We start from the raw sequence: 19,418 nt of genomic DNA on the forward strand, positions 1-19,418 counted from the left end.
GGAAGCCAAGCGTAGTCACCCGCCGGCGGACGGGGCGATGGGGGAGAGCAGCTCCGGAGTGAGCGTCACCGCGTACTGCTGTGCGGAGAAACGGATCGACCCGCCCGCCACCTCGACCAAGTCGGCCTGGGCGCCGATGGGGAGCTCGCGGGTGTCCAATTCGAGCGTGTAGGCGTCGGTGACGGCGGCGGCGAGGTTCGGCGGGACGTCGATAAGCTGTTTCGGCTCCATGTGGAACTGCGTGCCGTCGATACGGAGGGTGACCACCGCGGACGTCTTTTCGTCGGTGCCCGGGACTGTGCCGGTGAGCTGTGCTTCGCTCGCAGTGCCGCCGGCAGGCGAAATGTCGTACGGGTTGGCGATATCCAAGTCGGTCATGCCGAGCAGCTGCCCGAAAGCGACGCCGTCGAGCGAGAGAGTGTGCTCGATGCGCTTGGCCTTGGCTCCCGCGAAATCCGCGGCGAATGCGCGGGCGGGGTCGATGGTGACGTCGTAGATATCGGTGCGCGAATTCGCGGTGCCCACCCCCTCAACATCGACGTCGAGGGCCTGGAAACTCACGCGCGGCACCTTGCCCGTGACTGCGACCTGGGCGAACGGGAAGCCGCCCACATACGTGTCGGGATCCCCTGGGAGGCCGTCGGCATCGCGGGCGTGGGCGGCCAGTTCGCGCTCCACGTGCGCCGCGTACCCCGCGTCTACCCCGAATGCGAGCGCCACCGCACCCGCGACGACACCCGCGGTGACCAAACCCTTCGCCTTCATGCCTTTACCGTAGCCTGGGGGCATGACACAGCGTTCTTCTGCCGTGCAGCGCATCGACCTCTCCAACGACTCTGAGCTGGTCAACGCTGCCAACGAGCTCCTCAGCCGTGTGCGCGCCGCTGACGGCGTCGAGGCTTTTTCCGAAGGCTTCACCAAAGAGCTCGGCCGCACCTCCGGGCACACCTACTGGGCATCGCTTGACGACGGCGCCCTCACCTCCCTCGCCGCCTGCGCCCCCGACGGTTCCGCCGAGCTGGCCGTCGACCCCTCCGCCCGCCGCAACGGGCACGGCGCGGCCCTCGCTGGGGCTGTTCTCGCCGAGCGCCCCGACGCCGGACTGTGGGCCCACGGCGACCTCCCCGCCGCCCGGGCCCTCGCGTCGAAGCTGTCGTTGCGTCCAACCCGCGAGCTGCTCGTCATGTCACTCGACGGCGATGCACTTGAAGCCGCTGGCGGCTCCGGCGGGACAGGCTCCGCCCTTCCCGGCGGTTTCGAGGAACTGAGCTACCCCGAATCCGTGAACCGGTGGGGGCGCGATGCGGTCGAACACACCTGGCTGGATGTCAACAACGATGCCTTTTCCTGGCACCCAGAGCAAGGCGGCTGGGACCTCGCCGGGCTACACGACGCCATGGACACGCCCTGGTTCGATCCTGAAGGCGTGAGGATGCTGTGGGATACGCACAGCGCTGGGTCTGGGGCTGAGTCTGCGACTGGGGCTAGAGAGGCTGAGCTTGCCGGCTTCCATTGGACGAAACGCCACTCGGCCAAGCTGGGGGAGGTCTACGTCGTGGGTCTGTCCTCGCAATACCGCGGCCGCGGATTGGGGGATCCGCTCATGCGCGCCGGTCTGGAGCACCTCGCCGCCGGCGGCTCGCGCCGGGTCATCCTCTACGTCGAGGCAGATAATGGTCCGGCGGTGCGCCGTTATGGGGAGCTCGGCTTCACTGTTGCCGAACGGCACGTCGTATACAAGGCGTCCGAGGCACATGAGGCCTGAAATTGTGGGCCTGGGTCTCATTGAAAGCTCAGTTGTGGCACAGGACGCATCAGTAATTCACAGGAGTTCCTAAAGTTAACTCATTGTTCACCATTTAGGGGTCGCAGGGTTAACGCGGGGCCCGTAGCTTGCCAGTTGTGAGCACTCAGGCACGGACACTCTTGCGCCATCCGGCGCTCCTGGTGGGCCTGAGACCGATGCTCAGAAGAATCTGAATTCGCACCGGAAAGGTATCCCCGTGATCCGTAACATCAAGCGCACTGCAGCTGTCGCAGGCATTGCTGCACTGACCTCCGTCACCCTCGTTGCATGCGGTGACTCCAACGACAACGCTAACGACCAGGGCAACGACACCAACGCTTCCGAGTCCCAGGACGGCGGCAAGATCGAGGGTCTGTCCGGCCAGACCGGCCAGCTCGTTGCCGAGGGTGCTACCTCCCAGCAGAACGCAATGGACTACTTCGGAGTCCGCTACGCAGAGGCTGTCTCCGGTGCGAACCTTGCGTACAATCCGACCGGTTCCGGCAACGGTATCAAGAACTTCATCGGCAACCAGGTTGTCTTCGCTGGCTCCGATTCCCCGTTGAAGGAGGACAAGGGCGAGGTCGAGGACGCCAAGAAGCGCTGCGGCGGCAACGACGCATGGCACCTGCCGATGGTCATCGGCCCGGTCGCTATCGCCTACAACCTCGAGGGCGTCGACGAGCTCAACCTCACCATCGACAACGTTGTCGAGATCTTCAACGGCACCATCAAGAACTGGAACGACCCGAAGATTGCCGAGAACAACAAGGACGCGAAGCTCCCGGACCAGAACATCTCCGTGATCTACCGCTCCGGCGAGTCTGGCACCACGGAAAACTTCCAGAAGTTCCTGGCTGCCGCTTCCGACGGCAAGTGGACCGGCGAGGGCAAGAGCTTCCCGGGGGGCGTCGGTACTGGCGAGGACGGCTCTAACGGTGTTGCACAGGCGGTAGAGGGCATTAATGGCGCCATTACCTACGTCGAGGCTGGATTCGCACGCGATCACGACCTCGGTGTCGCCAACATTGACTTCGGCGGCGGCGCTGTCGAGCTGACCGACGAGACCGTCAACAAGGCGCTGGACAACGTCCAGTTCAAGTCCGAGGGCAACGACATGGTCGTCGACTCCGATGCTCTGTTCGCTTCCAACGACGAGGGTGCTTACCCGCTGGTCCTGACCACCTACGAGATCGTCTGCTCCAAAGGCTACGACGAGGAGACCAAGAACATGGTCAAGGACTTCCTCACCGTCGTCCTCGAATCCCAGGACGAGGACCTCGCTGACGCCGGCTTCATCCCGGTCAAGGGCGAGTTCGCTGACAAGCTGAAGGCTTCCGTCGGCGCTATCTCCTAAGACCTAAGCGTCACGCGTACCCAGTCTCACAGTCTGGGTCGACAACATGCCCCCGCTACCTCTGTGAGCTGGGGGCATGTTCACGTGGTGGGCGCGGTCAGGGAACCTCCAACGGTGTCGGCCGTATGCCCCGACAAAAGGCGGGGGAGCGTCCACGCTCCTTCGCGCACTGACTTTCACTATTCAAAGGAATCGTCACTATGGCTGACAACGAACTGCCGGATAATGGTCGCGACGACCGTCGTGCCGGCTCCGTGACCAGCGCCGACCCCATCGGTGGCTCGTCGCAGGCGACGCCTGTAGAAGCGGATCGGGATGACTCTGCCGCTCTGCGCACCGCAGGCGGTGGTGCTGGTGTGAAGCGCCCGGGCGACCGTGTCTTCGAGGCCCTGTCCACCGTCTCCGCTGCCCTGATCACCGTGATCATCATCGCGATTGGTCTGTTCCTTTTGCTCCAGGCCTTCGATCCGCTGCGCCTGAACCAGGAGAACTTCTTCACCTACGGCGGCGATTGGCAGACCGCGAACCTGGAGGAGATGAAGTTCGGCATTCCGAACCTCTTCTTCACTACGATCACCGTCTCGATCATCGCTTTGATCCTCGCCATGCCGATCGCTCTCGGCATCGCGATCTTCCTGTCCAACTACGCGCCGAAGCAGCTGGTGCGCCCGCTGGCGACATTCGTCGACATGCTGGCCGCTGTCCCGTCGATCGTCTACGGTCTGTGGGGCGCGCAGGTGCTCGGCCCGAAGCTGTCCGGCTTCTACGAGTGGCTGCACTCCTGGGCAGGCGACTTCGTGCTGTTCAAGCAGTACCAAAACTCTCCGGCGTTTGACACTGGTCGAAACATGCTCACCGGTGGCATCGTCCTGGCGATCATGATTCTGCCTATCATCGCGGCGACTGCCCGCGAGATCTTCGTGCAGACCCCTCCGGGGCAGATCGAGTCCGCGCTGGCCCTCGGCGCGACGCGCTGGGAAGTCATCCGCATGACTGTTCTTCCGTTCGGTATGTCCGGCTACATTGCCGGCTCCATGCTCGGCCTCGGTCGCGCGCTGGGCGAGACCATGGCGCTCTACATGGTCATCCCGACCGGTCCGGAATTCCGCGGTTCGCTTTTCGACGGCGGCTCGACTTTCGCAACCGCCATCGCGAGTGCCTCTGCAGAGTTCAACAACCCGACCTCCGCTGGTGCGTACATCTCCGCGGGTCTGGTGCTGTTCCTGCTGACCTTCATCGTCAACTCGGTCGCCCGTGCGATCGTCAACAAGAAGTAGGTGTATGACATGAGCACTGCATACCCCGGTAAGAATTCTGGCGAGTCCAAGAAGATCACCAATGTGACAGAGACCGCCCCGGCTGACACCGCGGCTGGCACCACCGCAGCCACCGCGACCGCTGCCCGTGACAAGGCGACCCCGACGGAGGGTAGCCCGTTTACCCACATCTCGTCTTCCCGCAAGACCATGAACTCCTTCATGGGCGGCCTGATGTGGGCGGCGATGATCCTCGCCCTCATCCCGCTGCTCTGGCTGCTGTTCACCTTGGTGTCCCGCGGCTACGAGGCCATCTTGAACCCGGACTGGTGGACCCAAGACATGGTCGGCGTCCGCACCCGCCGCGAGGGCGGCGGCGCGCTGCACGCCATCGCGGGTACCCTCATGCAGACGCTGGTCGCCTCGCTGTTCTCCATCCCGATCGGCATCTTCACTGCGATCTACCTGGTGGAGTACTCCAACGGCAGCAAGCTGGGCAAGCTGACCACCTTCATGGTGGACATCCTGTCCGGTGTCCCGTCGATCGTTTCCGCTCTGTTCATCTACGCCCTGTGGATCACCATCCTGGGCCAGCAGCGTTCCGGCTTCGCCGTGTCGCTCTCGCTGATCCTGCTGATGGTCCCTGTGGTGGTGCGCAACACTGAGGAGATGCTCCGCGTCGTCCCGATGGATCTGCGCGAGGCGTCCTACGCGCTCGGCGTCCCGAAGTGGAAGACCATCGCGCGCATCGTGCTGCCGACGGCTCTGTCCGGCATCGTCACCGGCATCATGCTGGCCATCGCCCGTGTCATGGGTGAGTCCGCTCCGGTGCTGATCCTCGTCGGCTCCACGCCGCAGCTGAACTGGACCCACCTGTTCGGCCAGCCGCAGTCTTCGCTGCCGCTGTTCATGCTCGACATGTGGAAGTCCGGTTCCGCGGAGCCGGTCATGGACCGTCTGTGGGGTGCCGCCCTCACGCTGGTCATCCTCGTCGTTGTCCTGAACTTGCTCGCACGCACGATCGCCGCGAAGTTCTCGGTCAAGAAGTAAGTCGCCCCGCCCTTTCATTCCCATCTAGGAGAAATCAATGTCTATCAAGCTCCAGCTGAACGACCTCGACATTTACTACGGCGACTTCCACGCCGTGCAGAGCGTCAACATGGATATCCCGGCCCAGGCCGTGACCGCGTTCATCGGCCCGTCCGGTTGCGGTAAGTCCACGGTGCTGCGCACCCTGAACCGCATGCACGAGGTCATCCCGAACGCGTACGTCGACGGCGAAGTGCTTCTCGACGGCCACGACATCTACGCCAAGAACGTCGACCCGGTGGCTGTCCGCAACACCATCGGCATGGTGTTCCAGAAGGCGAACCCGTTCCCGACCATGTCCATCGAGGACAACGTCGTCGCGGGCCTGAAGCTGTCCGGCGAGAAGAACAAGAAGAAGCTCAAGGAGGTCGCTGAGCGCTCCCTGCGCGGCGCGAACCTGTGGGACGAGGTCAAGGACCGCCTGGACAAGCCGGGCGGAGGCCTCTCCGGTGGTCAGCAGCAGCGTCTGTGCATCGCCCGCGCGATCGCAGTCCAGCCGGAAGTCCTGCTCATGGATGAGCCGTGCTCCGCACTTGACCCGATCTCGACCCTCGCTGTGGAGGACCTGATCCACGAGCTGAAGGACGAGTACACCATCGTCATCGTGACGCACAACATGCAGCAGGCTGCGCGTGTGTCCGACAAGACCGCGTTCTTCTCCCTCGAGGCGACCGGTAAGCCGGGCCACCTCGTCGAGTTCAACGACACCAACACGATCTTCGAGAATCCTCAGCGCAAGGAGACTGAGGATTACATCGCCGGCCGCTTCGGCTAAACCGCCGCACTAGCGACGCATTTCGAGCCTCCGCCGAGAATTTCTTGGCGGGGGCTTCGCTATTGCTTGTCGACGCTCTCCCGCGCTACTTCTTGGCCTGCCGATGCCCGAAGTACTGCTCGAGTTCGAGGAAGCGCTCGTCTAACTCGAGCTCCTTGCCGTCGGCGTCTTTCTTGCGCTCGTAGCGTTCAGGGGTCAGGCCGGTGACGAGGTAGACGATGCGGGCGGCGACGTTCACGCAGTGGTCGGCGTAGCGTTCGTAGTAGCGCCCCAGTAGGGCGAGGTCGACGGCGGTGCGGCTGGTTCCTTCCCAGTCGCGGGCGGTGACGCTGTTGAGCAGGTGCTGGTTCAAGGCGTCGAGCTCGTCGTCGAATTGACTCATGGCCAATGCGCCCTCGACGTCGGGGCTGATCAACTGGTCGTGGATGAGGTCGCCCATGGTGTCCACAAGGCGGGCGAGTTCGACGACGGTGGGGCGCATGGTGTCGTCGTAGACGAACTCGGGGTGGCGCAGCCGCGCGGTGCTGGCGATGTGACGCCCCAGGGTGCCCATGCGGTTGAAGTCCTCCACGATGTAGATCGAAGTGAAGACCTGGCGGAGGTCGGAGGCGACGGGGCTTTCAAGAGCCAGGAGGGCCATGCTGCGCTCTTCGCAGCGGACACGGATTTCTTTGATCGTGTCGGCTTCGGTGAGGGCGGTTTCGGCGTCTTCGAGGGTGCCGTCGATAAGCGATTTGGACGCGTAACGCATGACGCTGCGCACCGTGTCGCTCATGCTTTGCAGGTCCTGCGAGAAAGCGTTGAGATGCTCTCGGTAGATGGTGCGCATGGTGGTCCTCGCTATCCGCCGCTGGAGTCGATTTCGGCTCCGACCGGCACAGTATCGTCTTCCGGGTCGTCCAACCAGCCGTCGGGGAGTGCCACCTTGGCTGCGGAACCCTGGCGCCCGCGAGCGGAATCCGCCGCTTCAGCGCGCTGGGTGGAGTCGGCGATGGTGGAAAGTTGGTCGTTCAACTCGGCGAGCGTGGACACGCGCGCTAGCTGACCGCGGAATTCACCGCCGACTGGAAATCCTTTGAGGTACCAGCCTACGTGTTTGCGCATGTCCCGGCATCCCCTGTCCTCGCCTTCGTGCTGCGCCAGGAGTTCGGCGTGGCGGGCGATGATGCGGGCGACCTCGCCGAGAGTGGGTTCCTCCGGCACTTCTTCGCCGCGGAGCTGTGCCCCGAGCTGGGCGAACAGCCACGGGCGCCCGAGGCAGCCACGGCCGACGACGACGCCGGCGCAGCCCGTTTGGTCCATCATGGCCTGTGCGTCGGCGGGCGCGAATATATCTCCGTTTCCGAGGACAGGGACTCCGGTGCCGTCCATGTGCTCGACGAGCCGTGCGATCTCGCCCCAGTCCGCGTCACCGGAGTAGCGCTGCGCGGCGGTGCGCCCGTGAAGGGTGATGGCGGCGGCTCCGGCATCCGCGGCGATGCGCCCGGCGTCGAGATGCGTGTGGTGCTCGTCGTCGATGCCGATGCGGAATTTCACGGTCACCGGGATGCCGGTCCCTTCCGTGGCGCGCACGGCCGCGTCGACGATCTGGCCGTACAGCTTGCGCTTGTAGGGGAGTGCGGAGCCGCCGCCGCGGCGCGTCACTTTCGGCACGGGGCAGCCGAAGTTCATGTCTAAGTGGTCTGCCATGTCGTGGTCGACGATGGTGCGCACCGCCCGGTACGTGTACTCGGGATCGACGGTGTAGAGCTGCATCGACCGCGGCGATTCCTGCGGCGCGAACGTGGTCATGTGGAGGGTTTTCTCGTTGCCCTCGACGAGCGCGCGGGCCGTGATCATCTCACAGACGTACAGCCCAGACGAGGTGCCCGTCAGTTCTTCCTCGATCTCGCGGCACAGGACGCGGAACGGCATGTTTGTCACGCCGGCCATCGGCGCGAGGATGACCGGCGAGGCAAGGTTCATGCCGCCTATGCGCAGCTGCGGAAGAGTAGAAGTCACGTGGCCCATTGTTCCTTCCCACGTCGCGGTCGCACAAACTGACGTGCGCATTCGCTTATCGACGCCCCGATTTCTCCCTACCTCCCCTTCCCCGCTACCATGTATGCGCACGGGCCTTTAGCTCAGTTGGTAGAGCTACGGACTTTTAATCCGCAGGTCGTGGGTTCGATCCCCACAGGGCCCACTGCATCCGGTCCCCGCGGTCGATTTCGATTGCGGGGACTTTTCCGCACCCTGGCCCGCCCTCCGGGCGTAGGGTAGACGGCATGTCCGACGTGAATGAGCCCGCTGACAACCGTGGCGGCAAGCCCTGGCTGAAGTACTACCCGGAATGGACGGACCATACGCTGGAGTACCCGGAGAAAACGCTCGTCGAGCTTTACGACGACAATCTTTCCGCCAACTTCTCCAAAACCGCCACGAATTTCTTCGGGCGCACCATGACCTACGGCGAGCTCGACGTGGAAGTCCGCCGCGCCGCCGACGGTCTGAAGCGCCTAGGTATCCAGCAGGGCGACCGCGTTGCCATCATGCTGCCGAACTGCCCACAGCACGTGGTGGCGTTTTTCGCGGTGCAGAAGCTCGGTGCGATCGTCGTGGAGCATAACCCGCTCTACACCGCGCATGAGCTGCGCCCGCAGTTCGCCGACCACGGCGCGCGCATCGCCATCGTGTGGGACAAGGTGGCGGAGACTGCCACGAAAATCAAGGACGACGACAGCACGGAGCTGGCGATTGTCGTCAGCGTCGACATGACGAAGGCGATGCCGCTGCTGCAGAGGGCGGCGCTGAAGGTGCCCGTCGGCAAGCTGAAAAAGGCGAGGGAGGAGCTCACCGCACCTGCGGAGGGGACGCTGCCTTGGGAGAAGATCCTGAGCACCCGGAAGGTGATTCCGCCGCGCGTGCGCACCCCGGACAATATCGAGCTGGACGACCCCGCCCTGGTCCTGTACACCTCCGGCACTACCGGCGCGCCGAAGGGGGCGGCGCTGACGCACCGCAACCTGATGGCCAATCCGGTGCAGGGCCGCGCGTGGGTGAAAGAACTGCAGGAACCCGGGCAGCGCATGCTCGGCACCTTGCCGTTCTTCCACGCCTACGGCCTGACGTTCTCTCTGACGCTGACCTTCTTTATCGGCAGCGAGCTCGTCCTTTTGCCCGCCCCATCAATGGATCTGATTATGCGCGCGGTGAAGAAGACCCCGCCGACTTTCGTTCCCGGCGTGCCCACCGTCTTCGAGCGCATCATCCAGACCGCGCGCGAGAAGAATGTCGACCTCTCTCAGGTCCAGATCGGGTTCTCCGGTGCTTCGTCGCTGCCGGGCAGCGTCATCGAGGAGTGGGAGGAGGTCACCGGCGGCCGCCTCGTGGAGGGCTACGGCTTGACCGAGACGTCCCCGATCGTGATCGGCAACCCGGAAAGCGCCGACCGCCGCCCCGGCTACATCGGGATCCCGTTCCCCGACACAGATGTGCGCATTGCCAACCCGGACGACCTCGACGAAGAGATGCCGTACGGCGAGCCCGGCGAAATCCTCGTCAAGGGGCCACAGGTCTTCGGCGGCTACCTCAATAACCCCGAAGCGACCGAGAAGGTCTTCCACGACGGCTGGTTCCGCACCGGTGACATGGGCGTGATGGAAGAAGACGGCTTCATCAAGCTCGTCTCGCGCATCAAGGAGCTCATCATCACCGGCGGCTTCAACGTGTACCCAGCGGAGGTGGAGGAGACCCTGCGGGGCCACCGAGATGTCGTCGACGTCGCGGTCGTGGGGCGGCCACGCAGTGACGGCTCAGAGGACGTCGTCGCATGCGTCGTCTTGGACCGCGGCGCGGAGATGAACCCGGAGAGCCTCAAAGAATTCGCCCGCGAGAATCTCACCCGCTACAAGGTGCCGCGCAGCTTCTACCACTTCGAGGACCTGCCGAAAGACCAGATGGGCAAGGTTCGTCGCCGCGAGGTGCGCGACGAACTCATCGCGCGTCTCGAGCGCGACAGCGAGTAGTTAGTCCCACAGGCCGAGGTTCATCAGGATCGCGCCGTCGTCGCGGACGAGCGCGAGATCGCCGTCCTCGGCCGCCGGCAGAGCGGAAATAATGCGCTGCAACCGCAGCTGGTAGCGCTTTTCTTCGCCGTCGACGGTGAGGGTGCCCACAGAGTTGAGCTTGTCGTGCTCCTCGACCACCACGTCGTCGACGTGCACCTGCCCGCCGCCGGTGCCGTGCACGCCGAAAATCGGCTCACCTGTGGAGAAATCCGCGCCATTTTCGCCGCGCAGAATCAGCTGGACGAACTCCCGGACGGCCACAGGGTCCGCGGTCAACTGCGCGACGGAACGGGGGCCGAGGATGGAGTGGGAAAGGGGGCATAAAGCGTCGTCAAGCGCGTCTTTTTCCTCGCGGTAGCTGACGCCGCACTGCGTGAGGTTGCCCTCTTCGTCGCGGCCGACGAGCACCTCGATACCGACCTTGTCGTCGCGGTCGACGGCGCGGTAGGAGCCTTCAAGTTGCGCGATCGACGAGAAACGCGCGGCGATATCGTCTTTGGTGGGGTCCAGTTCAGCATCGTAAATTTTCGCGGTAACCATGTGTCCCACTGTAGGCTGCGCACATGACGGCGTTCGCAATTTGCTTGTTCGCAGGCTTATCGACGGCCCTTGGCGGCCTCTTCGTCGCCCTCCAACGGGCCCCAAGCGAACGTTTCCTGGCGGCGTCCCTCGGCTTCTCTGCGGGCGTGATGCTCTACATCTCGCTCGTCGAGCTGCTCCCTGAAGGTGTCAGCGGGCTCGAGGAAGCCGGTGTCGCGTCAGCCGGTGTGTGGGGACCAGCCGCGTTTTTCGGCGGCGTGCTGCTCATTGCGGTGATCGACCGTTTCGTGCCTGATGAGATCAACCCCCACGAGGAGCCCAGCCCCGCCGCCGCTAGTGCGCGCATGCGCAAAGTCGGCGTCATGACGGCGCTGGCGATCGCAATCCACAATTTCCCCGAAGGATTCGCCACCTTCTTCGTCGCGCTGCAGGACCCGGTGCTCGCCGCACCGATCGCCGTCGCGATCGCGATCCACAACATCCCCGAAGGCGTCGCCGTCGCGGTGCCCCTGCGCGAAGCCACCGGCAAGAAGTGGCGCGCCGCCGGGTGGGCCGCGCTGTCCGGCCTTGCCGAACCCCTCGGCGCGATCATCGGGTACCTCTTCTTGCAGCCCTTCCTCGGGCCTGCCGCGATCGGCGTCACCTTCGCCGCGATCGCAGGAATCATGGTTTTCGTCAGCCTGGACAATCTCCTACCCACCGCGATTGCGACGGGCCGCCACCACAGCGCGATCTACGGCGTCGTTGCCGGAATGGCCGTTATGGCCGTAAGCCTTATATTGCTCGCCTAAGCTGCTTTCCGCCCTGTAAGGGCCCATCTATGCTTTCGGTATGGGACTTATTCGACTGATTCTCAACATCATCTGGTTTCTCACCGCCGGCGTCTGGCTGTTTCTGGGCTACGTCTTGGCGGGCATCATCGCCTGCCTGCTCATCGTGACCATCCCGTTCGGCCTGGCGTCGTTCCGCATCGCAGGCTTTGTCCTCTGGCCGTTCGGCCGTGAAGTCGTCGACACCGGAAACAGCGGGGGACTGGGTCTGATCGGCAACGTCATCTGGTTCATTGTTGCTGGCCTCTGGCTCGCTATCGGGCACGTCGTCACCGCGGCAGCGCAGGCCGTGACCATTATCGGTCTGCCGCTGGCCTGGGCCAACCTCAAGCTGATTCCGGTCACGTGCTTCCCGTTCGGTAAGACCGTGGTCAGCTCGCGCGACGACCGCGCCCGGATGATTCCCGTCGCCCGCTAAGCACCCCGCGGGGGTCCTAGGGGCTCAGTTTCGGCCGGGTAACCAGCTCATTTGGAGGTAAGTCGGACGCAGGCTTACGATAGTCGAGCTGTCTAACAGCGTGTGCCCCCATCGTCTAGAGGCCTAGGACTCCGCCCTTTCACGGCGGCAACACGGGTTCGAATCCCGTTGGGGGTACCACGGCCCTGTGGCGCAGTTGGTTAGCGCGCCGCCCTGTCACGGCGGAGGTCGCGGGTTCAAGTCCCGTCAGGGTCGCCATGTGCCCCGAGGTTTTCCTCGGGGCATTTTGCTTATCGACGATCACACTCCCCCTAATCGCCCCCCACCGCTGCAGCCGACGTGGGCGCCAACGAGAATAACCTCCGGAATATCTCGGTCGAGAGCCCGCAACGGCGCCTCACCGTATTCGCCGGGTTATCCGAGTTCGGCAGGTCTTTGCAGGTGTTCGAACACCGTCGTTGATCGGCTGGTTGTTGCCAAAAAATTTTCGGGGTTATGGAACCGCAGTTCGCGCCGTCTTTTTGCGTGTTAGCTCTGTGCTGAATTGTGGATAACTCGAGTTATCCACAGGGTTTTTCGCCGTCTATGTCGTTTGTTCTTGACTGCGTTTAGCGTGTGTGTCATGAGCGATTTTGACGCGCTTCTTGGTTCTCTTGGCAGTCCGATGGAGATCCTGGCTGGTTTCGACCGTCAGGCTGCTTGTGCTGCCGGCGTCAAGCCTGCCACGTATGTGGAGTGGGAGAAGGCTCACGAGGTGTATTTCGGTGCGACGCGGTTTAAGCGGCAGCAGGCGCAGGCGGTGCGTATTGCGCGTCAGACGGGCAAGTCGTTGGATCAGATTCTGTTCATCGAGCAGCAGGTTAAAGCCGCCGGGTCTGACGGCGAAAAATGGAAACTCCGCCTTTCCCTGATGTCCGTGCGGGGTAATTATGAGACGTTGAAGCGCCGCGCCGAAGAGATTGTTCCTGAGCCTGATAAGCCCGCTCCGGAGTCGTCGGTGCGTTTCGGCCGATCGCGCAAAGGCAAGCGGACGTTTAGCGCCACCGGTGACGACCGCGATATCGCCGCCCTTGAGCACGCCCTGCGGAAAAACCTGGATGCGGATCGTCCTGAGGGGCCGCAGATGTATGAGGCGTTCCACGACCTGCTCCACAATGAGGGGGCTGTCGCTGCCGCGGTGCCGCGTCCGTTGGTGCAGATCCCGCTTCCGGACTATGTGAAGATCCTCGCCGGTCAAGGCGATGAGACCATCCTGGGCCTATCGGATGGCACGACGATGATGGGTGCGGAGTATTTGATGCACCACCACTCGAAGGATCTGGAGGTGGCGTTGTTCCACCCGCAGGCCGGTGCGGTGAACTTGTACAGCACCAAACGCTTCGCCAACACCAAGCAGCGGGATCTGGCGCGTGCGACGTTGACGACGTGCCCGGTGCCGGATTGCCGGCACGCTGCCGATAATTGCGAGGTCCACCACATCACCCCGTGGGCCCGCGGTGGGCCGACGAATATGAATAACTTGTCGGTGTTGTGCAGGTATCACAACCGCACCAACGACGATGACCCTAACCGGAACCACAGGGGTCGAATACGGATGCGCGGCGGGACCCCAGTGTGGGTCTCACCGCGCGGAACACCGGTACCGAACACCACACACCAGTTTGGTGCAATGCACCTCCTGTTCGGGACATAGCCGAAGGGCACACACCGGGGCGAAGCATGCTCAACGGCCACTTCCGGGCGCCAACACCACACCGACATTGCGATCACGCACGCCCACCGGCCACTTCCGCGCTCCTGAAAACTAGCGCATGAGATCGCGGCCGTACTCGAGAGGTTCAAGACTCTTTTCGGGGTGCTTGAAATAGGCTATGTAATGCAGGTTTGTAATGCTTCGCGAGCCCTGTGTAGAGTATCAATTCGTGCAAGACGCGGAAATTGAAGAGCCGCGGAAGTGCGAAATAAGAGAATAAGGCCCTGTGGCGCAGTTGGTTAGCGCGCCGCCCTGTCACGGCGGAGGTCGCGGGTTCAAGTCCCGTCAGGGTCGCTGAACTGTTGTTGCGTGTTCGTTCACGCGGCGTACGGTTCCGGCCAGATAGCTCAGTTGGTAGAGCACACGCCTGAAAAGTGTGGGGTCGCCAGTTCGATCCTGGCTCTGGCCACCACTACGAAGTCCTCCCGCAATCGCAGGAGGACTTTTTTCCTATGATGGGAGGCTCCGAATTTCATGCCGGGTGAGTTCCCGGAACTACGAAGGAGTTGGATATGGCTGAGCAGAATTTTGACGTCGAGCACCGTGAAGCGGATAAGCAGTATGTCATCAACGTCGACGGTGAGCGGGCCGGCTTCGCGGATTACCGCGACGCCGACGAAACCACGCGCGATTTCAACCACACGGTCATCGACCCGAAATTTCGGGGCCAGGGCCTGTCCGGGAAGCTCGTGAAAGCAGCTCTCGACGACACCCGCACCGCTGGCAAGAAGATCATCCCGACATGCTCCGCTGTGGAGCACTTCGTGGAGAAGAACGCTGACTACAAGGATCTGGTCGCGTAAGCGCCGAACTAAATGACGTAGTTGTTGTCCTCGGCAACGTAGGAGTCGGGGTCAACGAGGTGCTTTCGCTCGTCCTTTGCGCGGGGACGGCACTTGGCCGGGATGCCGATAGCGATGCAATTCGCGGGGACATCCTTCGTCACGACGGCGTTGGCACCGACAGCGGATCCCTCGCCGATGGTGATGGGGCCCAGCACTTTTGCGCCGGCACCGATAGTGACGTTGTCCTCGATGGTGGGGTGGCGCTTCGTCTGGGTGAGCACCTGGCCACCCAAGGTGACACCGTGGTAGAGCATGACACCGTCGCCGATCTCGGCGGTTTCGCCGATGACGATGCCCATGCCGTGGTCGATGAAAAAATGGCGGCCAATGGTGGCACCGGGGTGGATTTCCACACCGGTGAGGAAACGGGTGACCTGCGCGAGTATGCGCGCAGGTCCCTTGATGTCGCGGATCCACAGGGCGTGGCTTACGCGGTGCATCCAGATGGCGTGCAGGCCGGAGTACACGAGAGCATTCTCGACGTCGCCCCGAGCCGCGGGGTCGTGCTCGCGGGCGTTCGCTAGATCCTCACGGATGGTCCTGATCACCTTCAGCATGGAGCGTAGTCTAACAGCGCGAACAGCAACGCCCCCTCGGCCTGAAGGTTTTGATTCAGGGAGGGGGCGGCGTCGATAAGCGGAAAATGCTTAGTCGCGGATGTCCTCGTAGAGGATGGTGGAGATGTAGCGCTCGCCGAAGTCGCAGATCACGGTGGCGATCGTCTTGCCCGCGTTCTCCGGGCGGGAAGCGACCTCGAGGGCAGCCTTGACGTTGGCGCCGGAGGAGATGCCGCCGAGGACAGCGTCCTTGCGGGCGAGCTCGCGGGAGGTGGCCACAGCGTCCTCGTTGGAGACGGTGATGACCTCGTCGATGATCTCGCGGTTCAGGGTGCCCGGAACGAAGTTGGCGCCCAGGCCCTGGATCTTGTGCGGGCCAGCCTGGCCCTCAGACAGCAGCGGGGAAGCGGCCGGCTCGACAGCGATGAGCTTGATGTCCGGGTTCTGCTCCTTCAGGTACTTGCCTGCGCCGGAGATGGTGCCACCGGTGCCGACACCTGCGATGAGGATGTCGATCTTGCCGTCGGTGTCGTTCCACAGCTCGGGGCCGGTGGTCTCGTAATGGACCTTCGGGTTGGCCTCGTTCTCGAACTGGCGGGCGAGGATGGCGTTGTCGGTCTGCTCGACGATCTCGTCGGCCTTTTCCACTGCGCCCTTCATGCCGGCTGCGCCCGGGGTGAGCTCGATCTGTGCGCCGTATGCGCGGAGGATGACGCGGCGCTCCACCGACATGGTCTCGGGCATGGTCAGGATGACCTTGTAGCCTCGGGCTGCGCCGACGAGCGCAAGGGCGATGCCGGTGTTGCCGGAGGTGGCCTCAACGATGGTGCCGCCGGGCTTGAGCTCGCCGGAGGCCTCGGCTGCGTCGATAATTGCGCGGCCGATGCGGTCCTTGACGGAGTTGGCCGGGTTGTAGAACTCGAGCTTGCCCAACACGCGCGCGTTGGCTGCGTCGGTGCCTTCGGTGATGCCCTTCAGTTCGACGAGCGGGGTGCCGCCGATGGTGTCGAGGATGTTGCTGTAAACGTTGCTCATTTTCACTCCTTTTCGTTGTGCCCCGTTGAGGCCGGACGTGGCCACGGGGCTGTTCGCAGCGGAAAGTGGTCGTTTTCCGCGGACATGTCACATGGTACACGAGATCCACTAAAAAACTAGACCGATCAGTCCAATTCAGATGAACCGCATGGTTTGGCGTGGTGACGTGCGGATGCTCGTGATCCTGTGAGTCGGGGGTAGCTGGCGCCGGGCGCAAGATGTTGATTCGGACTCATACGTGTGGGCATCTGTGGCCCGGCCAATGATTTTGCTACCCCCGTAGTCGGGTTAGTATGGTCCTACCTGTACCGCAGACGCCGATTTACGCCCACCGGTGGGGACACTCTAATGGGGGGCTTTCCGTGAAGGAGTTGGAATGGATTCGCAACGGGTCAAGGACGATGACGACGCTATCCGCGCTTCGCTCACGTCGCTGAAGACCGCGACGGGAATCCCTGTGGCGATGTACGGCACTTTGCTGGCCGACAACCGCCTCCAGATCACCCAGTGGATCGGCCTGCGCACGCCGGCGCTGCAGAACCTTGTGATTGAGCCGAACCACGGTGTCGGAGGGCGTGTGGTGGGCACGCGCCGCGCTGTCGGCGTGTCCGATTACACGCGGGCGAACGTGATCTCTCACGAGCATGATGCCGTGATTCAGGACGAGGGGCTGCACTCGGTGGTGGCGGTCCCAGTGATTGTGCAGCGGGAGATCCGCGGTGTGCTGTACGTCGGTGTGCATTCGCCGGTGCGTTTGGGCGACAAAGTGATCGAGGAGGTTACGATGACGTCGCGCACTCTGGAGCAGGACCTGGCCGTGAATTCCGCGTTGCGGCGCGTCGAAGGCGGTAAGGGCACCGCGAAGGCCGGCCGTGTGATGAACGGCGCGGAGTGGGAGCAGATCCGCGCGACCCACTCGAAGCTCCGCATGCTGGCGAACCGGGTCGAGGAAGAGGAGCTGCGCAAGGAGCTGGAGCAGCTGTGCGATCAGATGGTGACGCCGGTGCGCGTGAAGCAGTCGACGAAACTGTCGGCGCGCGAGATCGATGTGCTGTCGTGTGTCGCGCTCGGCCACACGAACGTCGAGGCGGCCGAGGAAATGGGGATCGGCGCCGAGACGGTGAAGTCGTACTTGCGCAGCGTGATGCGCAAGCTGGGGGCGCACACGCGCTATGAAGCGGTGAACGCGGCCCGCCGCATCGGCGCCCTGCCGTAATCGCGGGACATTTTTCATTACCCTGGGGGGCGTGAAAGAGCGTTTTCTGGTTCAAGGTGGAGCACGTTTGCAGGGTTCGGTCCGGGTGGCGGGCGCGAAGAACAGTGTGCTCAAGCTGATGGCGGCGGCGCTGCTCGCGGAGGGCACGACGACGCTGAACAACTGCCCGGAGATCCTCGATGTCCCGTTGATGCAGAAGGTCCTGGAGGGCCTGGGGTGCGAAGTGGAGATCGACGGCACTGTTGTGCGGATTCATACGCCGGCCAATGTGTCGCCGCGCGCGGATTTCGACGCGGTGCGGCAGTTCCGCGCGTCGGTGGCGGTCCTGGGACCGTTGACGGCGCGTTGCGGTGAGGCGGTTGTCGCGTTGCCTGGCGGCGACGCAATTGGATCGCGGCCGCTGGATATGCACCAATCGGGGCTGGAGAAGTTGGGGGCGAGCACCCATATCGAGCACGGTGCGGTCGTGGCCCGCGCGGCTCAGCTGAGCGGCGCGAAGATCAGCCTGGACTTCCCGTCGGTCGGCGCGACGGAGAATATTCTCACCGCTGCGGTGCTTGCCGACGGCCGCACGATTCTCGACAACGCCGCCCGCGAGCCGGAGATCGTGGACTTGTGCAACATGCTCAACTCCATGGGGGCGCAGATTCAGGGGGCGGGAACGTCGACGGTGACGATTGATGGCGTCGATAAGCTCAAGCCCACGGAACACACAGTGGTCGGCGATCGAATTGTTGCGGGTACGTGGGCGTATGCCGCGGCGATGACGGGCGGCGACGTGACGGTGGGCGGCATCGCGCCGCGCCACCTGCATCTCGCACTGGCGAAGCTGAAGAACGCCGGCGCGACGGTTGAGACCTATGAGCAGGGCTTCCGGGTGCGCATGGACGGCCGCCGCCCACAAGCGGTGGACTACCAGACCTTGCCGTTCCCCGGCTTCCCGACGGACTTGCAGCCGATGGCGATCGGGCTCGCCGCGATTGCGGAGGGCACGTCGGTGATCACGGAGAACGTCTTCGAATCGCGGTTCAGGTTCGTCGACGAGATGCTCCGCCTGGGGGCGGACGCGACGGTGGACGGGCACCATGTTGTGCTGCGCGGCGTGGAAAAGCTCTCGTCGACGGATGTCTGGTCGTCCGACATTCGTGCGGGTGCCGGCCTCGTGTTGGCGGGGCTCGTCGCCGACGGTGAGACAGTCGTGCACGACGTGGAGCACATCGACCGAGGTTATCCCCACTTTGTGGAGCACTTGAACGCGCTCGGGGCGAATGTGGAGCGCGTGTCTTAACGCAGGTCAGACGCGTGTACGGGCATTCGCTTATCGACGAAGCCCTTAAAAGCCCCCAAAATACCCTCTGCGCTGGTGATTTGTGTTGTTGGTTGGGTGTGTGTAGCTTTATGTGAGTCAGCGTGACCGACAACGCCCCGCCGGACAGTGGTTCTGGTGAGATGGCGGTAGGAAAACGAGCGCTGGTGGATTCTTTCATTTGCTTTGCATGGCAGGCGGTTTTGTTTGTTGTGTGGGTGTGTGTAGGGTCGGTTAAGCCGCTTTGAGCAGGCCCTGTTGTGGGGTGTGTTTGGGTGTGCGTGTGTTGTGTGAGAACTCGATAGTGTGCCAATGTTTTTTGTTTGGTTGGTTTGTGTGACTGTTTCATGCCTTTTTGTGGTGTGTGCTGGTCGGATGATGCTTGAACCATTGATGGGGTGTTGTTCGTCTGGTTGGTTGCATGACTGATTGGATTTTTGTTGTTGTCTTTTCTCCTCGTCGGAGGGGCAGCAACGTGTGATGAACCTATTTTTGGGTTTGTTTTTGTAATTTTTGGATTGCCAGGCCACATGTTTTGTGTGGTGTGGTTTGTTTTGGTTGGGTTTTGGGCTTTTCACGGCTCAGTAATCTTTTACTGATTGATGC

Annotated in this window: 18 protein-coding genes and 5 tRNA genes; 17 read left to right on the forward strand and 6 right to left on the reverse strand. The window is 63.1% G+C overall.

Annotated features, from left to right (window positions below; genetic code table 11):
• Positions 1-15: 15 nt before the first annotated feature.
• Complete coding sequence (locus QYR03_RS09795; RefSeq protein WP_259850410.1) at positions 16-765, reverse strand: DUF2993 domain-containing protein; 750 nt, start codon at positions 763-765, stop codon at positions 16-18.
• 22 nt (positions 766-787) lie between these two features.
• On the opposite strand from QYR03_RS09795, the gene mshD reads away from it, so the two are divergent.
• The 5 genes from mshD (at position 788) to pstB (ending at position 6,263) form a co-directional block, all read left to right on the forward strand.
• Positions 788-1,765 (forward strand): mycothiol synthase, encoded by a 978-nt coding sequence (gene mshD / locus QYR03_RS09800; RefSeq protein WP_301713197.1) that lies wholly within the window; start codon positions 788-790, stop codon positions 1,763-1,765.
• A gap of 241 nt (positions 1,766-2,006) precedes the next feature.
• Positions 2,007-3,143 (forward strand): phosphate ABC transporter substrate-binding protein PstS, encoded by a 1,137-nt coding sequence (gene pstS / locus QYR03_RS09805; RefSeq protein WP_301713212.1) that lies wholly within the window; start codon positions 2,007-2,009, stop codon positions 3,141-3,143.
• A 200-nt stretch (positions 3,144-3,343) separates the two neighbouring features.
• Positions 3,344-4,420 carry a phosphate ABC transporter permease subunit PstC gene (gene pstC, locus QYR03_RS09810; protein ID WP_301713198.1) on the forward strand — a complete coding sequence of 359 codons (1,077 nt, stop codon included), beginning with the start codon at positions 3,344-3,346 and terminating at the stop codon, positions 4,418-4,420.
• Positions 4,421-4,609: 189 nt separating this feature from the next.
• On the forward strand, positions 4,610-5,449 hold the full coding sequence (gene pstA, locus QYR03_RS09815; RefSeq protein WP_301713213.1) for a phosphate ABC transporter permease PstA: 840 nt from the start codon (positions 4,610-4,612) through the stop codon (positions 5,447-5,449).
• A 37-nt stretch (positions 5,450-5,486) separates the two neighbouring features.
• Entirely contained in the window at positions 5,487-6,263 is a 777-nt protein-coding gene (pstB, locus tag QYR03_RS09820; RefSeq protein ID WP_259850417.1) for a phosphate ABC transporter ATP-binding protein PstB, read from the forward strand.
• An 85-nt stretch (positions 6,264-6,348) separates the two neighbouring features.
• Here the strand turns inward: pstB and QYR03_RS09825 are convergent, their stop codons facing one another.
• Together QYR03_RS09825 and dusB are read right to left on the reverse strand one after the other, a co-directional pair.
• Positions 6,349-7,092: a phosphate uptake regulator PhoU gene (locus tag QYR03_RS09825; protein ID WP_259850418.1), complete on the reverse strand. Its 744-nt coding sequence runs from the start codon at positions 7,090-7,092 to the stop codon at positions 6,349-6,351.
• An 11-nt stretch (positions 7,093-7,103) separates the two neighbouring features.
• Positions 7,104-8,273 (reverse strand): tRNA dihydrouridine synthase DusB, encoded by a 1,170-nt coding sequence (gene dusB / locus QYR03_RS09830; RefSeq protein ID WP_301713199.1) that lies wholly within the window; start codon positions 8,271-8,273, stop codon positions 7,104-7,106.
• 102 nt (positions 8,274-8,375) lie between these two features.
• On the opposite strand from dusB, the gene QYR03_RS09835 reads away from it, so the two are divergent.
• Positions 8,376-8,448, forward strand: a tRNA-Lys gene (locus tag QYR03_RS09835).
• An 82-nt stretch (positions 8,449-8,530) separates the two neighbouring features.
• On the forward strand, positions 8,531-10,270 hold the full coding sequence (locus tag QYR03_RS09840) for a long-chain-fatty-acid--CoA ligase (protein ID WP_301713200.1): 1,740 nt from the start codon (positions 8,531-8,533) through the stop codon (positions 10,268-10,270).
• Here the strand turns inward: QYR03_RS09840 and QYR03_RS09845 are convergent, their stop codons facing one another.
• Entirely contained in the window at positions 10,271-10,852 is a 582-nt protein-coding gene (locus QYR03_RS09845; RefSeq protein ID WP_301713201.1) for a hypothetical protein, read from the reverse strand. It lies immediately after the preceding gene.
• 23 nt (positions 10,853-10,875) lie between these two features.
• Here QYR03_RS09845 and zupT point away from each other — a divergent pair, with 23 nt between their 5' ends.
• From zupT to QYR03_RS09885, 8 genes are all read left to right on the forward strand, one after another.
• A complete protein-coding gene (gene zupT, locus QYR03_RS09850) occupies positions 10,876-11,643 on the forward strand; it encodes a zinc transporter ZupT (protein WP_301713202.1) in 768 nt (255 codons plus the stop codon).
• 40 nt (positions 11,644-11,683) lie between these two features.
• Positions 11,684-12,100: a YccF domain-containing protein gene (locus QYR03_RS09855; protein ID WP_301713203.1), complete on the forward strand. Its 417-nt coding sequence runs from the start codon at positions 11,684-11,686 to the stop codon at positions 12,098-12,100.
• Positions 12,101-12,204: 104 nt separating this feature from the next.
• A tRNA-Glu gene (locus tag QYR03_RS09860) sits at positions 12,205-12,280 on the forward strand.
• A 1-nt stretch (position 12,281) separates the two neighbouring features.
• Positions 12,282-12,358, forward strand: a tRNA-Asp gene (locus QYR03_RS09865).
• Positions 12,359-12,722: 364 nt separating this feature from the next.
• Complete coding sequence (locus QYR03_RS09870; protein ID WP_301713204.1) at positions 12,723-13,793, forward strand: HNH endonuclease signature motif containing protein; 1,071 nt, start codon at positions 12,723-12,725, stop codon at positions 13,791-13,793.
• Positions 13,794-14,073: 280 nt separating this feature from the next.
• Positions 14,074-14,147, forward strand: a tRNA-Asp gene (locus QYR03_RS09875).
• 42 nt (positions 14,148-14,189) lie between these two features.
• Positions 14,190-14,265: transfer RNA gene (locus QYR03_RS09880), tRNA-Phe, on the forward strand.
• Between the two features lie 100 nt (positions 14,266-14,365).
• Positions 14,366-14,656, forward strand: coding sequence for a GNAT family N-acetyltransferase (locus tag QYR03_RS09885; protein ID WP_301713205.1), 291 nt, complete (start codon positions 14,366-14,368; stop codon positions 14,654-14,656).
• 8 nt (positions 14,657-14,664) lie between these two features.
• Here QYR03_RS09885 and epsC read toward each other — a convergent pair whose 3' ends face one another.
• Positions 14,665-15,255: a serine O-acetyltransferase EpsC gene (gene epsC / locus QYR03_RS09890; protein WP_301713206.1), complete on the reverse strand. Its 591-nt coding sequence runs from the start codon at positions 15,253-15,255 to the stop codon at positions 14,665-14,667.
• Between the two features lie 90 nt (positions 15,256-15,345).
• The gene (gene cysK, locus QYR03_RS09895; protein WP_301713207.1) at positions 15,346-16,290 is read right to left on the reverse strand and encodes a cysteine synthase A; all 945 of its coding nucleotides are present in this window, start codon (positions 16,288-16,290) and stop codon (positions 15,346-15,348) included.
• Positions 16,291-16,666: 376 nt separating this feature from the next.
• Between cysK and ramA the strand changes: the two genes are divergently transcribed.
• A complete protein-coding gene (gene ramA / locus QYR03_RS09900) occupies positions 16,667-17,506 on the forward strand; it encodes an acetate metabolism transcriptional regulator RamA (protein ID WP_301713208.1) in 840 nt (279 codons plus the stop codon).
• A gap of 31 nt (positions 17,507-17,537) precedes the next feature.
• Positions 17,538-18,794 carry a UDP-N-acetylglucosamine 1-carboxyvinyltransferase gene (gene murA / locus QYR03_RS09905; protein ID WP_301713209.1) on the forward strand — a complete coding sequence of 419 codons (1,257 nt, stop codon included), beginning with the start codon at positions 17,538-17,540 and terminating at the stop codon, positions 18,792-18,794.
• Positions 18,795-19,418: the final 624 nt, after the last annotated feature.

It is taken from the genome of Corynebacterium sp. P4-C1, from assembly GCF_030503595.1.
GTDB lineage: Bacteria > Actinomycetota > Actinomycetes > Mycobacteriales > Mycobacteriaceae > Corynebacterium.